Source organism: Pseudomonas baetica (genome assembly GCF_051216495.1).
In the GTDB taxonomy this organism is placed as follows: domain Bacteria; phylum Pseudomonadota; class Gammaproteobacteria; order Pseudomonadales; family Pseudomonadaceae; genus Aquipseudomonas; species Aquipseudomonas baetica_B.
In genome coordinates this window covers 1-15731 of the sequence record NZ_JBPKAM010000008.1, presented here as the reverse complement: position 1 = coordinate 15731, position 15731 = coordinate 1, and the positions used below count along the sequence as shown (strand labels likewise).

Genomic DNA, 15731 nt, shown 5'->3' with positions numbered 1-15731 from the left:
GCGCCTGTATGCGTCAAAAACATCGCGGCCTTCACACAGGAATCTAAACTTGTCCGTAGGTGCAGGGTTACCGGCTGATGATGGACGCGCGGGGCGCAGAAACGAGCGTCGGGCGTCGAGGTTCAACCTGGCGAGGAGGGAAGGCGATGAGCGTATTGAGATCGGGCACGTTGGTATGGTTGGTCTGGGTGACCCTGGTAACGACATCGGGTATTGCCCGCGCCGAAGGGGTTGCCATGATCACCGGCGAGCAATGGGTGCAGTCTTCGGAGCAGCTCAAGAAGGTTTACCTCATCGGCATCGCCAATGCCTACGAGGTGGAGGCGGCCTACTATGGGGCGAAACCGCCGTCTGATGAGCAGAGCCTTATCCCGCGTTTCGGCAGGGGCTTGAAGGGCCAAACGCTCGATTCTGTGCGCGAAAGGCTCAACCAGTGGTACGCCGCCAATCCCGACCGAGTGAAACGCCCCGTCCTCGAGACCATCTGGTTCGAGATGGTCTTGCCCGGTCTCAAGCAGAATCAATAGCGGAGGTGAACATGAAGAGGTGTCTTTTGTTTGCCGCAGTCCTCACCGCTGCGAGCGTGATCGGTTGCACTTCGATGACGGCTCAGCAGCAGGGGACGGTAAGCGGTGCGGCCATCGGTGCTGCGGCCGGCGCGGGCATTGCCGCAATCTCCGGTGGCAGTGGATGGACGGGGGCCGCGGTCGGCGCTGTCGCCGGCGGGGTTGTCGGTAATATCAGAGGGAGTAGACAGCAGAAGTAGATGGGCCAAAACCGCGCATGGGTATGCTTGGGGCCGATACACGTCTGTCACAAATGGCAGGTAACAACCCGCATCAGGAAAATATCTGGCGAACGCATGAATTAAATGTAGCGAAAGCCCCAAGTTTCAAAGCCCTCCGCCGAAGCGATACTGCCAGACGATGCCAATGGCATCGTATTCGCTGCCGGTACGGGTATGCGCACCCTCACTGGCAAACAGCTTCAGCGAGTTATTTCGGTTCAACGGCAGCGAAAGGGTGCCCCCATAGCGTGTGTTTTCCTGAAAGTCGTGGTTACCGATCCCATCGACTGAGCTACTCCCGCCGGCAAAGTAGGTCCCATCCAGCGAGGCCCAGATACCGTTACTGAAGGCATAGATAAGATGCGTCTGTACCTGGTAAGTCGGGTCCTGGGAAAAAGTTCGGTTGCCAAGGTACTGGTCGTTGTCGGTGTAGAAGGTGCCTGCACCGGATAACTCCAGGGTCACGGCACCCAGGCGCTTGGAAATCCCGAGTTCGGGCTTGAACGACCAGCGGTTGTTGCCCAGATTGACCAGCTTGCTGGAGTCGTATTGGCCAAGTGGTGCCGTGATTGCCAGGCTGGCGCCGATAATCACATCCTGTTGATAGCCGGGGAACTCAGCCAGGGACATCGCCGGGGCGCCATACAAGTTGACCGAGAACCGGAACCTTGGATCGATCAACCCCGTCACATTTCGTTCCCTGGGTTCACCGGCGAACAGCGCCGAGCCCGTCAATCTGGCTTCAGGCACGACGATATCGAACTTCCCGGAGCGACCCCAGACGTCCAGGGACCTGGCAAAGGCAAACACGACAGTCTTGATGTTGAGCTTGGCATTCTGGAGTGGGACTGAAGGGTTGGCAGTCACGTTACCGTGGAGATCGCTGTAGCCCATGAGCAGGAAATTGATACCAACTGGTGTATTGGCGTAGGACCTGGGTTCGAGATCCTCGGCGACTGCACTGGGGGCAACCATGATGAGCGAAACGGATGCGAGCCGAGCCAGCCTGACGACGCAGAGATTGTGTTTCATGCACGTTCGCTCGCTTCCTGTCAGGACCTCAGGGCTCTCTGTATTGTTGTAGCGCATCCGCATTCGTTTAGCATTCAAAGCTATCGCCAGCGTTGTGTGACCGCACTTTCTGTACGATCGGGCAAAAGACAGCCATCGCATCACGCAATAGAGTAATTGCTCGATAAGCGGTCATCCTGCCCGGCGATTGATTGATCCAGATTAATGCGCGGCTGAATTTGCATTGACCTGACTATCACGGACCCACAGACTTTCCTGCTCTTTTGAATGACTTGAGGTCTGTTCGATGCGTAAATCATTGTCTGTCGTTGCGTTTAGCTTACTTGCATCTCAATACGTCTTCGCCGGTGAAACCACGAACACCGCCGTCGGTGGCGGTATCGGCGGTGCCCTCGGAAGCGTGGTCGGTCAGGCCATGGGGGGCAGCACCGGTGCGGCGATCGGCGCCGGCGTGGGCGGTGCCGCCGGGGGCGCCATGACGGCCAAGAGCGGCAAAAAGACGGAATCAGCCATTGGCGGCGGTCTCGGGGCAGCCGGTGGTCAGGTGATTGGCAACAGTGTGGGTGGCTCCACAGGCGGTGTGATCGGCGCGGGACTGGGCGGCGCGGCAGGCAGTGCGGTGGGCAACAATTTGGCTGACGATGACGACCATGACCATCACTCCGACCACAAGCATAAGCACAAACATAAACACAAACATGGCGGCTAAGCAGCGGTGTTGAGGTCAATTGTAGGAGCCGGCTTGCTGGCGATAGCGGTCGGACATTCAATATTGACGTCGACTGTTACACCGTTATCGCCAGCAAGCCGGCTCCTACAGGGGATTGTTGGTAAACCATGAATGTCGGGGAAAAAAAGCAAGCCACCGACAGGAGTCAATGGCTTGCCTTGATGCTATCAAGCATCAGGGGGTGACGATGTTGAACCAGAAGTCGAAGTTATCCATGTAGCTCATCAGCTCCTCAAGTTTGCCCTCGTTGCCTGAAACCTTCAGATCGCCCGCCGTAGCCGCATCTTTCAATGTGGTCTGCTTGAGCATCAGCTTGTTCAAGGTGTCGCGGGTCAGCGTGATGGTCGCGTCGGCGTCCTTCGATTGCATGCCCTCGGTGTGGTTGAGTACACCGTTGACCATTTCCAGCATGTATTTCTGTTTCAGGTCAGTGAAGTCAAAGTTAAGGGTGATGTGCTTGCCTTCTACCTCAGGCCCTTTCAGGCGCATGGCCAGGTAATCGAAGAACAGATCCAGGTCCATTGCCCTGACGGTATCCGGGCTGGCTGTGTCCGGTGTCGGCAATTTCTGAACGCCGTTGCGAAGCTCCTGTGCACCCGTCAGGTAGAAGTTGCGCCACGGTCCACTCTCGGCCTGGTAGCCAAGTTGTTCGAGGGCGTCGGCCTGCATGTTCTTCGCGGCCTGGTTGTTCGGGTCAGCGAAGACCACATGATTGACCACCTCGGCGACCCAGCGGAAATCACCCTTGTCGTAGTACTCCTTGGCCTTTTTCAGCACAGCCTCGGCACCGCCCATCATGTCGACATAGCGCTTGGCTTCCTCCTCCGGTGGCAGCTCCCACAGGGTGGCAGGGTTGCCAATGAACCAGCCCAGGTGCAGGACATAAGTGGCCTTGACGTTGTGGTTGAGTGAGCCGTAGTAGCCACGGTTGGAGAAACGGCTGGCAATCGACTTGGGCAGTTTCACCTGCTCGGCGATTTCGGTCATGGTGTACCCCTTGTTTGCCAGGCGCAGGGTTTCATCGTTGATGTAGCGGTACATATCGCGCTGCGACGACAGCTGATCCTTCACTTCCTTGTTGCCCCAGACCGGCCAGTGGTGCATGGCGTACATGACCTGTACGTCGTCGCCCCACATCTTCAGGGCTTCGTTGAGGTATTTGGACCATGGCAGCGGTTCACGGATTTTCGCCCCTCGCAGCGAGTAGGTGTTGTGCAGGGTATGGGTGGAGTCTTCGGCCGTGTTCAGGGCCTTTTTCTCTTTGATGTAATAAAGCATCTCGGCCGGTGCCTCACTGCCCGGCGCGTAGAGGAACTCGTAAGTGAGGCCGTCGATCACATGCTTCTCGCCGGTCTTCTCGATGATGTCAGTCGGCGGGATCAGGGTCACGGTACCGGCGGAGGTGGTGGTCCCCAGGCCTGCGCCCAACTGACCCGTTTCGTTCGGTGGCAGCAGGTTACCGTACATATAACTGGCGCGACGGCTCATGGCGGTACCGGCCATGACGTTCTCGGCTACCGCATGCTCCAGGAAGCCCTTGGGCGCATAGATCTTCACCTTGCCCGCCTGGACGTCCTTCTCGTCCACCACACCGCGCACGCCGCCATAGTGGTCGACGTGGCTGTGGGTGTAGATCACCGCGACGACAGGCTTTTTCGGGCGGTGCTTGAAGTAGAGGTCAAGTGCCGCCTTGGCTGTTTCGCTGGAAATCAGAGGGTCGAAGATGGTGATGCCTTCCTTGCCTTCGACGATGGTCATGTTTGACAGGTCGTAGTTGCGTACCTGGTAAATGCCGTCGGTGACCTCGAACAGACCGGAAATATTGATCAGCTGTGATTGCCGCCACAGGCTGGGGTTGGTGCTGGCCGGCGCCGTTTCACCTTCCTTGATGAAACCATACTTGTTCGGGTCCCAGATCATGTTACCGCTCGGGCCCTTGATCGGTTCGGAGGGCAACGGCGCGATGAATCCCTTGTGCGCCAGTTCGAACGAGGTCTTGTCGTTGAACGGCAGTTCCTGAAGCAGTGCGTTGTTGGCCGCCTTGGTGGCCTCTGTCGCCGGCTTGGGTGATTCGGCGGCCCAGGCATGGTTGGTCATGGCAATGGCCGCTGCGAGCAGGACCGATGTGCTGAGTTTCCAAATGCCTGTTGACGTGTTTTCAGCCTTGAAGGACGAGGTTCGAGCGATCGCTTTCATGCAAAACTCCTGCTTGCTTGATGCGCTGTACCTTTGAGGCAACTACCAGCGTTACTTCCAGTTGTTTTCCCCTCGGTGGGGGAAGGATTGCGGGGCCTTGTTCTGCCGTCATGCCTCTGTGGGCTGGACTGAGGCATTCTGCTTGTGTGTGGTTAAACACACTTCCGCTGCAAGTGTTTTCAACTTCATGTTGGAACTCCCTGTGGTCAATCCAGCAAAATGCGAGTGGCCATTCGGCTCAGAAACGTCAGCGCGCTAAAGATCGCAGCACTCGCGGTACGTGGGCACCCGATGGTTTTTTCAGGTCTCGTTTTGAATGGACGAGAACTGCTGTTTAGAGGTGCGCCCAGCCCGGCAATGGCTAGCAAGAGCCTAGTCGTGAAACCTGCGCCCGCAACCTTTTCGTGTTTAAAAGTGCGATTGCATCTCGTTTCATGGGAGCGATGCCGTGTCCTGAGAGAGGCAGGGGGCAGCAGGCGCCCTGAGTCCACTTATCTGCATTCGCGACTAGAATCTCACTGCCTTCTCTTCTAAAACCAGGTCAGGTTGCAACGGTGCAGCGGCAGGTCTCGAGCGTTGTGTCGGCCTATGGGAAACCGCTATGACACATCAGCAGGATGAAGCCGAGTCCGACGAGGATTTGGGTCAGATAGTGATAGGGCGAGGGCCCTGCACCCATCTATTGCTGCTCTTGCTGGGATTGATCCTCCTGTTTCCCTTTCTTGAGGAAGGCATTTTCGCTCGCACGATGCTCGGCATTCTGTTTTCAATGGTGCTGCTGGTGGGCGCTTTCGCCACCCGTCAGACTCGACGGGGGGTGCTCCTCAAACTGGGCCTTGCGTTGCTTGGGGTTGGCCTTCAGTGGGCGGCGTTGTGGGCTGAGAGCACCGCGATTCTTGTCCTTGCCGGGATCGCTTATGCGGCGTCTCTTGCTGTCTCGTTCTTCGGAGTGCTTCGCTATATTCTCATGCGCGGGCCCATTACAGCCGACAAGCTGCATGGCGCACTGGCGGGCTACATCATGCTGGCGTTCGTTTGGTCCTTCGTCTATGCCTTGGTCGAGATCACCAGCGTTGGCTCATTCGGGCCCGAGCAGCTCGACTTCGGACAGCCCGGCACGTTCTTCAAACTGATCTATTTCAGCCTTACGACGCTCACAACCACCGGTTACGGTGATGTTCTGCCGTTGACCAACCACGCCCGTTCGCTGGTGATGCTCGAAGAGTTTTCGGGCGTCTTTTACGTTGGCGTTGTGATCGCGCGGCTTGCCGGTCTTTATCCGTCGAATCAGATCAAGTGACCCTCGAGTTGCCCAGTGAGCCCGCCGAAACGGATGAAACCCAGCTTCAGCCAGAACCGGAACGCCTCACACAAACTGATTGGCCTGGGCCTGGACCGTTCTTCCCGAGCCACAGGCAATACAACCTCATTCATTGGATTGTTCCGCTTTCGCAAAAGCGCTCAGGCTGTCTGCATTCGGCTGCGTAATTGGAGAGTCGCCTGCGCAATCGGAGAGGTTGGCAGGCCGAGCAGTCGCTAGCTTAGGACCCATCCAACAACAAAGCCGTGCGTTCAGGAAGGCTGATGCCACACAGGCTTGCTCTCTGCTCTGTTGCGTCGACTAAGGGAAATCTTTAGCCGGGTTGATGTTTTCCCCCGCAACGGATGCGGTTCATCTCGATATCGGTGCGCCGTCTGCTGGCTTACCTTTACAGACAAGCAATGTGTCGTTTTGACGACTGCTTCCATGAGTCCGCCCGGCGTTTTACCCCAAAACAATAAGAGATCTGCCAATGCTCGTACCCACCACCCTTTATGTCCCTCATGCAATCCACCTTGCTGCGCAAGAGGGTTCGGTGTTCGGCTGCCGGCATTTTTAGTTTTAGTTGAACCTGCTCCTATAAATACAGTGCCCAGCACATACAGATGTGGAGAAGTTAGATGTATGAGGTAAAACAGTCTTGCCGTGGGCTTGGTATTGCCGGTGTATTGGGAATGATGTGTGCGCCCTTGGCGGCACAGGCCGATGTAATTGATGACAGTCACTTCAAAGTGGATACGCGTAACTTCTACTTGCATCGTAATTACACCAATACCAACGCCGTGGATTCTGAAATACACAGTTGGTCCCAAGGTTTCGATGCGCAGTTCACTTCCGGCTACACCGACACGGCCCTGGCCATCGGGCTTGATGTGGATGCGCAATACGCCGTGCGCCTGGATTCACGGGGTAACGACGGTTCGCTGCCATACAGCGTCAGCGACCAGCAGACGGCCGATGACTACAGCCGTGCCGGTGCAACCTTCAAGATGCGCTACAGCAAGACCGAGTTGAAGGTGGGTGATCTTCGCCCACAACTGCCGGTGGCTTTCGATGACACCAGCCGTCAACTGGATACGATCTATCAGGGGGCCGTGGTCGAGTCCAAAGAAGTCGATGGCTTGACGATGACCGGTGGCCGGTTCTGGTCTGCCGTGACACGGGAATCCTCCAACCACGAGAAACTCTATAAGTTTGGTTCCACCGATAATCTCGACAGTGACGGTCTGGATTTTGGCGGAATTACTTACGACTTCAGCAAAAACCTTCAAGCCAGTTACTTCTATGGCGTGTTGCACGATATTTACCAGCAACACTATTTCGGCCTGATGCATATGGCTGATTTGGGTAATGGCTACAAACTTAAAACCGACTTGCGTTACTTCAACAACAATGAAGATGGCAATGCGTTAAACGGTGAAATCGACAACCGTTCATACGGTGCATTGTTCTCCTTGCTCAAGGGCGCCCACATGTTCGGCCTCAGTTACCAGCGCATGCTCGGTGACAGCGTATTCCCGACCATGAACGGTTTTATCCCGCAACCTTATCTGGTGCATTGGTCGTCCCTGGGGTTTGTCCGTCCGGATGAAAAGTCCTGGGGCGCGCGCTACAGCTATGACTTTGCCGGGATGGGCGTGCCGGGGTTGAAGCTCTACACCCGCTACATCAAGGGGACCAACTGGGACCGTGGCGGCAACTTGAGCGACAACCAGGAAAGCGAGCGTTTTCTGGGCATCAACTACGTGGTGCAGAGCGGGGCGCTGCAAGGCCTCGGGCTGGACCTTCGCAACATCGACGTCAAACAGAAGTTTGGTTACGACTACAACGAATTCCGTTTCGCCACGACCTACACCTGGAAGTTCTGGTAAGCGTGCTTAACCCATAACAATAAGAGGCCTGACCATGTTCAAACCCTTTGTGCTTTACCTCTGCCCCGAAACTTTCCCTTCGTTGTGCTGCGCAACGTTGCGCCCATGAGCGGATTCCAAGAGGAGCAAACACTAGTGAATATCCAGGTCGATAACGCGGTCCTGCAACAGCAGAAAAAAACCTATTTCTACGAGTGGTACGTGGTCGGTCTGTGCATGATCGCCTACATCTTTTCATTCGTGGATCGGCAGATCCTGGCGCTGATGATCGAGCCGATCAAAGCCGACCTGCAGATCAGTGACACCCAATTCAGCCTGCTGCACGGGCTGGCCTTTTCGTTGTTCTACGCCTTCATGGGCATGCCCATCGCCTATCTGGCCGATCGCTTCTCAAGGCCGAAAATCATCGCCGTCGGTGTGGTGTTCTGGAGCCTGGCGACGGCTGCTTGCGGCATGAGCAAGAACTTCCTGCACATGTTCCTTGCCCGCATTGGCGTCGGTGTCGGTGAGGCGGCCCTGTCGCCCTCGGCCTACTCGATGTTCAGCGACATGTTCCCCAAGGAAAAACTTGGCCGCGCCGTGGGCATCTACTCGATCGGTTCGTTTGTCGGTGGTGGCCTGGCTTTCCTGGTCGGTGGCTATGTGATCGCGATGCTCAAGGACATGCACACCATCGAGGTTGCCATTCTCGGCGCGATGAAGGCCTGGCAACTGGCGTTCTTCATTGTCGGCCTGCCCGGTATCGTGGTGGGTCTGTTGATCTGGCTCACCGTGCGCGACCCGGCGCGCAAAGGCTTGCAGGTTGATGCCCAGGGTCGGGCCAGGAAGGTCGGGATGAGCGATGGCTTGCGCTTCCTGGGTCGCCACCGCGCCACCTTCGCCTGCCATTACCTGGGCTTTTCGTTCTACGCCATGGTCCTGTTCTGCATGATGAGCTGGAGCCCGGCGCTGTATATCCGCAAGTTCGGCCTGTCGCCCATGGAGGCGGGCTACATGCTGGGTACCGTGCTGTTGCTGGCCAACACCGCCGGGGTGCTGTTTGGTGGATGGCTCACCGACTACCTGGCCAAGAAAGGCCATCAGGACGCCGCCATGCGCACGGGCGTCATCGGCGCCCTGGGCATGGTGGTGCCCGCTGTGCTGTTCCCGCAAGTGGGTGAACTGTGGCTGTCAGTGGCGTTGTTGGTACCGGCGATGTTCTTCGCCTCGTTCCCGATGCCGGCATCCACTGCCGCCATGCAGATCCTCGCGCCGAACCAGGTGCGTGCACAGGTCTCGGCGGTGTTCCTGCTGATCAGTAATCTGCTGGGCCTTGGCCTGGGTACCACGCTGGTGGCGTTGTTGACCGACCGCTACTTCGGATCGCCGGCGGCGGTGGGTTCGTCGATGTCGCTGGTGATCATCGGCGCGTCGGCATTGACCGTGCTGTTGCTCTGGCGTGGTTGCCGTCGGTTCCGCGAAAGCTACGCCCGGGAATACCCGACCCGGGCCTGATCGATCACTGTCCACGATCGGCACCGCGGCCTCGTTCCTGTTGAAGGGAGCGGGGCCGATGTGCTTCCGATCAGGAGAACCCCTGATGTTGAATGACGTACACCTGCTGGAACGGCACAGCCTGCTCAGCTCGGCCGATTACCGCGAGATCAAGGACAAGGTCAGCCAATACCTGTGCCCGCACAGTTTCAATGTGCTGCGCGACGAGCCGATCCACACCCGGCTCAACGGCGTATTCTTCGGCGATTCGGCACTGCTCGACCTGCGCTATGGCGCACCGGTGGAGATCACCATCGGCGACATTGCCGATCAGTACCTGTTTCGAATCACCTTGCAGGGGCATTGCGAGGTGGCCCACGGGCGGCGCAGCGCGGCGATGCAATCGGGCTACCTGAGCGTTTCCTCGCCGTTCGCGCAAAGCCGCATCGTCACCGATGGGCAATGCCGTAACCTGATCCTGCGCGTCGACCGCGATGCCCTGGAAACGCAACTGCAACGCCTGCTGGGCCGCAGCCTGCGGCAGTCGGTGATTTTTGATATCAGCGTCGACCACCTTGGCGCCGGCGTCGTCAGCCTCTATCATACCCTGGACTACATCTGCCGGCTTTACGGCAGCGGCGTCGACGGTTCACGCCTGGCCAGTGGCCTGTCCGAATACCTGATGCAACTGTTGCTCACTCAACTGCCGCACAACTACTCGGCGGATCTGTTGATCGATTCCCGCGCGCCTCTGCCGCACCACGTGAAAAAGGCCCGTGATTACATCGAGGAACACCTCGACGAACCGATCAGCCTGGCGACCTTGAGCGAACTGTGCGGTGTCTCGGTGCGCACCTTGCAGAATGGCTTCAACCAGTTCCTCCAGCAGGCGCCGGTCGAATACATCCGCGACCGGCGCCTGGCGGCCATCCACGAATCGCTGAAGCAGGGCAGGGCCGGTGAAACCGTCACCGATATCCTGTTGCGTCATGGCATCAACAGTTTCGGGCATTTTTCCAGCGCCTACCGGCAACGCTATGGCTGCCTGCCGTCGGACACCCTGCGACGGCGCAAGCATTGAGACCGCTGCGCAATCCGTCAGTCGGCTGCGCAATCGGATGAGTCTGCGGCGGTGCGGCTCGATAGCATCGAGTCTCTTACAAGAGGAGCATCTCCATGAAGATTACCGTGCTGGGTGGTGGACACGGCTGTTACGCCGCTGCTGTGGAAATGGCTGAAAAGGGGCACCAGACCCGCCTGTGGCGTCGTGACTCGGCAGCGCTCAAGGAACTGCTGGCCATCGGTAGCCTGACCATCAAGGACTATAAGGGCACTCGTCAATTGTCTGTCGGTAAGCAAGGCGACAAGCTTTCGCTGACCGACGACCTGGCCGAGGCCCTGGGCGATGCGCAACTGGTGATCATCCCGCTGCCGTCGACCTCCCACGAAGATTTGGCGCGGCACGTGGCGCCGCACTTGCGCGACGGCCAGGTGGTGTTCCTGCCGCCGGGCACCTTCGGCAGCTATGTGTTTGCCAAGGCCATGGCTGATGCAGGCAACCCGAGCCAGGTCGCCTTTGCCGAAACCGGTACGCTGCCGTACCTGGTGCGCAAGCATGGCGCCAGTGACCTGGTGATCAGCTGCTACGCAACCCGCCTGCCGACCGGTGTGTTCCCGAGCAACCTGTCCGAGCACGCTTTCGCGGTTCTGCGCGAAGCCTATCCGAGCGTCGAACCGATCGAAGACGCCCTGAGCGGCGCGTTGATGAACGCAGGCCCCATCATCCACCCGCCGCTGATCATGATGAACGCCGGTCCCCTGGAGCATTTCGAGGCCTGGGACATTCACAACGAAGGCACCCAACCGTCGATTCGTCGTGTGACCAACCAGCTGGATGCTGAACGCATGACGGTGCGCGAAGCACTGACCTACGGTGCGCCACACTTTCCCCTGGCCGATCACTACAACACCAACGAAGGCGAGGAGTGGATGTATGGCCGCGGTGCCCATGGTAAGTTGACCGACAGCGGTGATTGGCGCGAAGACATCGACCTGCAGAAACACCGCTACATGCTCGAAGACACCCGCCTGGGCCTGTCCTTCCTGGTGTCCGTCGGCCGTTGGGCCGGGGTGCCGACCCCGGTGGCACAGGGTCTGTTGAGCATTGCGTCGGTCGTCGCTGGCCGTGATCTCTACGCCGAAGGGCGCACCCTGGAGAACCTGGGACTGGCCGGGCTGAGCCGGTCGCAGATGACCGAACTACTGACGAAAGGCTGCAACTGATGAGCGCCGCGCTGCCCCATGTCAGCGTGGTCGGCGCCGGCCGGATGGGCGAGGGCATTGCCCTGGCATTCATCCACGCGGGCTTGCCGGTCACCCTCATCGATATCAAGGATCGCGCCGAGGATGAGCGGCGCGGCTACTTCGAGCGGGTGCGCAACAACATCCGCAGCGAACTGCAGATGCTGGTTCGCCTGGGTGTGCTCGAGCTGCAACAGGCGGACATTGCCTTGGCCCGGTTGACGCTGCAAACCAAAGCCCAGGCCGCAGAGGGACTACGCCTGTGCGACCTGGTGTTCGAAGCGGTGCCGGAGATCATCGCGGTCAAGCAGGAGACCTTCGCCTGGGTCAGCGAGCATGTCCCGGCGTCGACCATCATTGCATCGACCACCTCGACGTTCCTGGTCACCGAGTTGAGCGAAATGGTCACTACGCCTGCGCGCTTCGTCAATGCGCACTGGCTCAACCCGGCGTACCTGATGCCGCTGGTGGAAGTCAGCCGCAGCGAAGCCACCTGCCCGCAGGTGGTCGAGCGGCTGCTGCTACTGCTCAAGCGCATTGGCAAGGTGCCGGTGGTGTGCAATCCGGTGGCGGGATACATCGTGCCGCGCATACAGGCCTTGGTCATGAACGAGGCTGCACGGATGGTGGAAGAGGGCGTGGCCAGCGCAGAGGATATCGACACCGCAGTGCGAGCCGGTTTCGGATTGCGCTTCTCGGTGCTGGGCCTGCTTGAATTCATCGATTGGGGCGGCGGAGACATTTTGTACTACGCCTCGCGCTACCTCAGTGGCGCGCTGTCACCGCGCTTCGAATCGCCGCAGGTGATCGCCGACAACATGCAAAACGGCCGTAATGGCTTGCGCGATGGCCAGGGTTTCTACGACTACCGTGACCTGGACGTGGACGCCTACAAGCAGCAGCGTCTTGGCGACTTTGTCCGCAAGCTGCAATTGTCGGGATTGACGCCGGCGTTCGATGGCGCCTTGAAGCAGGCTTGAACGTCAGGGCCCGTATGTCGGGCCCTGACCACATCAAAGTCAGCGACCTACGTTAGCTCAAGTCGCTCTAACGCATAATCCTTGCCTGCCAGGGTCAGTTCAAAGAAGGTTGCACCGAACGTACCCCTTGTCACTTTCTGCTTCACAAGGCCTTTGGCCTGGAGCTGTTTAAGACCGGCTTCGACTTCCAGCGTGCTGAGTGAGACAAGCTTGCAAATCGAGTTTAAATTCGCAATTTTTCTGAAGTTCGCATGATAGGCCAAGGCTTCCATCAGTAGCGTTTGGTCATCTGTCAGCTGTGGAAACTGAGGGTTGTTCTTTTTGTAAACTTTTCGCTCTATTTCGTGCAACTCGCCGTAGGTTCCATCCGTGATGCGGGCATAGTAAATCGCTACGGATAGCGTGCCGATCAACGCCGCGATAATCATCAGCAGCGACCAATTCGGCATCGACGTTTCCAGCAAAACCCAATCCCAAAAACGTAGCAGCCAGTCCGTGGTATCTGCCAACAAGGTCAGGTTGAAGTAAGTGTCGAGCAGCTTTAAGGTCGCCCCGGCGACAAGGAAAACGCCAGCCGGGTAGGCCATGACCTTGAGCATGAACGGGGATTGCTTGTCTTGGGCTGCCATACTGCTCGTCTCTAGTGCAGAAACAGGTTTTATCAGCATAGCAGTGGAAAAGTGGTCCTCTGGCAACCGACCTGCACGATCGGCTAATGACCGGTTGTTGTCTGTCACCAAGGGCTTATGGCGATCGGCAGAAACCTACGAAAGCTCACCGCAGAGAAGAATTTTTTTGAGCAGTTTTTTCTACACCCTCCAGACTTCTGTCGATTAAAGGCAGGTGCTTCTTCCAGTAATTCTCAATTGAAAATGAGAAGCCATATTTTACAGGGATGTTTGTACGGAACTTGTACAACTCAAGAGTCACTGTAAAGCCTAAGGCACCTAAGTAGTAATCGCTATTTCCGTAATCTCTATTATTTCAATATATTCGAAGGGGTCGCGCGACCAAGAATACACTGTACTTACAGTTTTACTTGAGTAAGTTTATCGCATTTCAGTAAGTTTCTTCGGTAGATCAACCATGGCTGACTTGGTTTATTAGGGGCGCTTCGGCGCTTAATGGGAGAAAAATGCGAGCATTGATCGAACTTCTCCCTCGCCAGGATAATTCGGTGTGGTTAGTGCATGCGTGCGGTATCACCTTCCATTTTTCAGATCAGGCATCAGCTACAACGTTCGCTAGCAAACTAGAAGAGCGTGTGAATGCTCGTCATGTCCTTCCACAAGAGGCGCTTCAGCACTGGGCTGCGGTGTCTGCACGAGACAGGAGTGCGCTATGAGCACCGAATCAGCTGAATCAGCGGAATCAAGTGTCACTGTCCATAGGCAGTTCCCTACGGCCTTTACTATTCTGTTTTTCATCCTGGTAGTGGCCATTGGACTTACGTGGATTGTTCCGGCAGGTGCTTATTCAAAGCTTTCATACAATTCCGCCAATGCGAGTCTCGTAATAAAAAATCCACGCGGTGAGACCAGTCAGGTGCCCGCTACCCAGGCCGAGTTGGAAAAACTCAATGTTAATATCAAGGTAGAACAGTTCACGAGTGGAAAGATACGCAAGCCCATCGCAATACCCGGCACTTATGAACGACTGGAACAGTCGCCAAAATTACTCCGACACATCCCCCTGAGTATGGTTCATGGAACAGTCGAAGCAGCAGATGTGATTGTTTTTATCCTGATACTCGGCGGGCTGATTGGCGTCGTCAATAAAACGGAATCCTTCAGCGCGGGGCTGGTAGCTTTATCGCGTGTGACCCAAGGTAAAGAGTTTCTATTCGTGGCACTGGTTTGTATCGTGATGCTGATAGGTGGCACTACGTGCGGAATAGAAGAGGAGGCCGTCGCCTTTTACCCCATATTGGTGCCGATTTTCCTGGCGCTCGGCTATGACTCCATTGTGTGCGTCGGCGCCATCTTTCTCGCCGCCTCCATGGGAACTACGTTTTCCACCATAAATCCATTTTCGGTTGTAATCGCCTCCAACGCAGCTGGCATTCCCTTTACCGAGGGTATTGTTTTTCGCGCCATTGGCCTTGTGGTGGGGGGCTTGACGGTCATCGGATACCTTTATTGGTACTGCAAGAAGATTAAGGCCAACCCTTCCTTTTCCTACACCTATGAAGATCGCGACAAGTTCCGTGACCGTTTCCTTAAAGCAGAGGCGATGGGCGAGGCGCCGTCCTTCACGCTGCGGCGCAAGATCATCATTACCTTGTTCGCCATTGGCTTCCCGCTAATGATCTGGGGCGTCATGTTCGGTGGTTGGTGGTTTCCTGAGATGGGCGCCTCGTTTCTCCTGATTGCGATCATCATCATTTTTATTTCCGGACTGAAGGAGGCTGAAGCGATAGATGCCTTCTGCAAAGGTGCCGCCGACTTGGTGGCGGTCTCGCTCATCATCGGTCTGGCGCGAGGAGTCAACCTGGTGCTGGAGCAGGGCATGATTTCCGACACTATCCTCAACTATGCGGCGAATCTGGTGTCCGGGATACATGGTGGTGTGTTCGCAGTTGCACAAATGCTGGTGTTTTTTGTGCTGGGGTTCCTGGTGCCGTCTTCCTCAGGACTGGCAGTGCTTTCCATGCCCATCATGGCACCGCTGGCCGACACGGTAGAGATACCACGCTATATCGTTGTCTCAGCCTACAACTGGGGGCAGTACGCAATGCTGTACCTGGCCCCTACAGGATTAGTACTGGCCACTTTGCAAATGCTGGGTATGCAGTTCAACAAATGGGTCAAGTTCGTGATCCCCATGGTGATCTTTGTGCTGGTGTTTGGTGCGCTGATGCTGGTGATTCAGGTGATGATGGCTTCAAGTTAACGATGGGCTGACCGTCTGCTATTGGCCGATTCTGTTGAAAAAGTAGCTCCCCTGTCTGGCCTGCTGCAAAATCTCTGCATTGGCCGGTGGGGGATCACACAGCATGATGGGACAGTTATCGAGTGGGCAGGAGCGACTGTTTTACTCG

Annotated in this window: 13 protein-coding genes; 10 read left to right on the top strand and 3 right to left on the bottom strand. The window is 57.0% G+C overall.

What is annotated here, in order from left to right:
- The first annotated feature begins 146 nt into the window (after positions 1 to 146).
- Positions 147 to 527 (top strand): hypothetical protein, encoded by a 381-nt coding sequence (locus ACSFE6_RS05205; RefSeq protein ID WP_435426591.1) that lies wholly within the window; start codon positions 147 to 149, stop codon positions 525 to 527.
- Positions 528 to 538: 11 nt separating this feature from the next.
- Positions 539 to 766 carry a YMGG-like glycine zipper-containing protein gene (locus ACSFE6_RS05200; protein ID WP_435426590.1) on the top strand — a complete coding sequence of 76 codons (228 nt, stop codon included), beginning with the start codon at positions 539 to 541 and terminating at the stop codon, positions 764 to 766.
- A 126-nt stretch (positions 767 to 892) separates the two neighbouring features.
- Here ACSFE6_RS05200 and ACSFE6_RS05195 read toward each other — a convergent pair whose 3' ends face one another.
- A complete protein-coding gene (locus tag ACSFE6_RS05195; protein WP_435426589.1) occupies positions 893 to 1819 on the bottom strand; it encodes a transporter in 927 nt (308 codons plus the stop codon).
- A 286-nt stretch (positions 1820 to 2105) separates the two neighbouring features.
- On the opposite strand from ACSFE6_RS05195, the gene ACSFE6_RS05190 reads away from it, so the two are divergent.
- Positions 2106 to 2528, top strand: a complete 423-nt coding sequence (locus ACSFE6_RS05190; RefSeq protein WP_435426588.1) for a glycine zipper domain-containing protein — start codon at positions 2106 to 2108, stop codon at positions 2526 to 2528.
- A gap of 195 nt (positions 2529 to 2723) precedes the next feature.
- On the opposite strand, the gene ACSFE6_RS05185 is transcribed toward ACSFE6_RS05190, so the two are convergent.
- A complete protein-coding gene (locus ACSFE6_RS05185) occupies positions 2724 to 4646 on the bottom strand; it encodes an alkyl/aryl-sulfatase (protein ID WP_435426658.1) in 1923 nt (640 codons plus the stop codon).
- A gap of 700 nt (positions 4647 to 5346) precedes the next feature.
- Here ACSFE6_RS05185 and ACSFE6_RS05180 point away from each other — a divergent pair.
- From ACSFE6_RS05180 to ACSFE6_RS05155, 6 genes are all read left to right on the top strand, one after another.
- Positions 5347 to 6045 carry an ion channel gene (locus ACSFE6_RS05180; RefSeq protein ID WP_435426587.1) on the top strand — a complete coding sequence of 233 codons (699 nt, stop codon included), beginning with the start codon at positions 5347 to 5349 and terminating at the stop codon, positions 6043 to 6045.
- Between the two features lie 641 nt (positions 6046 to 6686).
- Complete coding sequence (locus ACSFE6_RS05175) at positions 6687 to 7937, top strand: OprD family outer membrane porin (protein WP_435426586.1); 1251 nt, start codon at positions 6687 to 6689, stop codon at positions 7935 to 7937.
- A gap of 135 nt (positions 7938 to 8072) precedes the next feature.
- A complete protein-coding gene (locus tag ACSFE6_RS05170; protein WP_435426657.1) occupies positions 8073 to 9431 on the top strand; it encodes a spinster family MFS transporter in 1359 nt (452 codons plus the stop codon).
- Between the two features lie 85 nt (positions 9432 to 9516).
- A complete protein-coding gene (locus ACSFE6_RS05165; protein ID WP_435426585.1) occupies positions 9517 to 10491 on the top strand; it encodes a helix-turn-helix domain-containing protein in 975 nt (324 codons plus the stop codon).
- A 95-nt stretch (positions 10492 to 10586) separates the two neighbouring features.
- Positions 10587 to 11693 carry an NAD/NADP octopine/nopaline dehydrogenase family protein gene (locus tag ACSFE6_RS05160; protein ID WP_435426584.1) on the top strand — a complete coding sequence of 369 codons (1107 nt, stop codon included), beginning with the start codon at positions 10587 to 10589 and terminating at the stop codon, positions 11691 to 11693.
- A complete protein-coding gene (locus tag ACSFE6_RS05155) occupies positions 11693 to 12691 on the top strand; it encodes a 3-hydroxybutyryl-CoA dehydrogenase (RefSeq protein WP_435426583.1) in 999 nt (332 codons plus the stop codon). The genes ACSFE6_RS05160 and ACSFE6_RS05155 overlap by 1 nt, the downstream gene beginning before the upstream one ends.
- Positions 12692 to 12738: 47 nt before the next feature.
- On the opposite strand, the gene ACSFE6_RS05150 is transcribed toward ACSFE6_RS05155, so the two are convergent.
- Entirely contained in the window at positions 12739 to 13320 is a 582-nt protein-coding gene (locus ACSFE6_RS05150; RefSeq protein WP_435426582.1) for a hypothetical protein, read from the bottom strand.
- 712 nt (positions 13321 to 14032) lie between these two features.
- Between ACSFE6_RS05150 and ACSFE6_RS05145 the strand changes: the two genes are divergently transcribed.
- Positions 14033 to 15583, top strand: coding sequence for a YfcC family protein (locus ACSFE6_RS05145; protein WP_435426581.1), 1551 nt, complete (start codon positions 14033 to 14035; stop codon positions 15581 to 15583).
- Positions 15584 to 15731 lie beyond the last annotated feature (148 nt).

Coding starts and splice junctions, on each gene's coding strand:
- ACSFE6_RS05190 (WP_435426588.1), top strand. CDS start 2,106: ATGCGTAAATCATTGTCTGTCGTTGCGTTTAGCTTACTTGCATCTCAA.
- ACSFE6_RS05150 (WP_435426582.1), bottom strand. CDS start 13,320: ATGGCAGCCCAAGACAAGCAATCCCCGTTCATGCTCAAGGTCATGGCC.
- ACSFE6_RS05160 (WP_435426584.1), top strand. CDS start 10,587: ATGAAGATTACCGTGCTGGGTGGTGGACACGGCTGTTACGCCGCTGCT.
- ACSFE6_RS05185 (WP_435426658.1), bottom strand. CDS start 4,646: ATGACCAACCATGCCTGGGCCGCCGAATCACCCAAGCCGGCGACAGAG.
- ACSFE6_RS05175 (WP_435426586.1), top strand. CDS start 6,687: ATGTATGAGGTAAAACAGTCTTGCCGTGGGCTTGGTATTGCCGGTGTA.
- ACSFE6_RS05200 (WP_435426590.1), top strand. CDS start 539: ATGAAGAGGTGTCTTTTGTTTGCCGCAGTCCTCACCGCTGCGAGCGTG.
- ACSFE6_RS05195 (WP_435426589.1), bottom strand. CDS start 1,819: ATGAAACACAATCTCTGCGTCGTCAGGCTGGCTCGGCTCGCATCCGTT.
- ACSFE6_RS05145 (WP_435426581.1), top strand. CDS start 14,033: ATGAGCACCGAATCAGCTGAATCAGCGGAATCAAGTGTCACTGTCCAT.
- ACSFE6_RS05180 (WP_435426587.1), top strand. CDS start 5,347: ATGACACATCAGCAGGATGAAGCCGAGTCCGACGAGGATTTGGGTCAG.
- ACSFE6_RS05205 (WP_435426591.1), top strand. CDS start 147: ATGAGCGTATTGAGATCGGGCACGTTGGTATGGTTGGTCTGGGTGACC.
- ACSFE6_RS05165 (WP_435426585.1), top strand. CDS start 9,517: ATGTTGAATGACGTACACCTGCTGGAACGGCACAGCCTGCTCAGCTCG.
- ACSFE6_RS05155 (WP_435426583.1), top strand. CDS start 11,693: ATGAGCGCCGCGCTGCCCCATGTCAGCGTGGTCGGCGCCGGCCGGATG.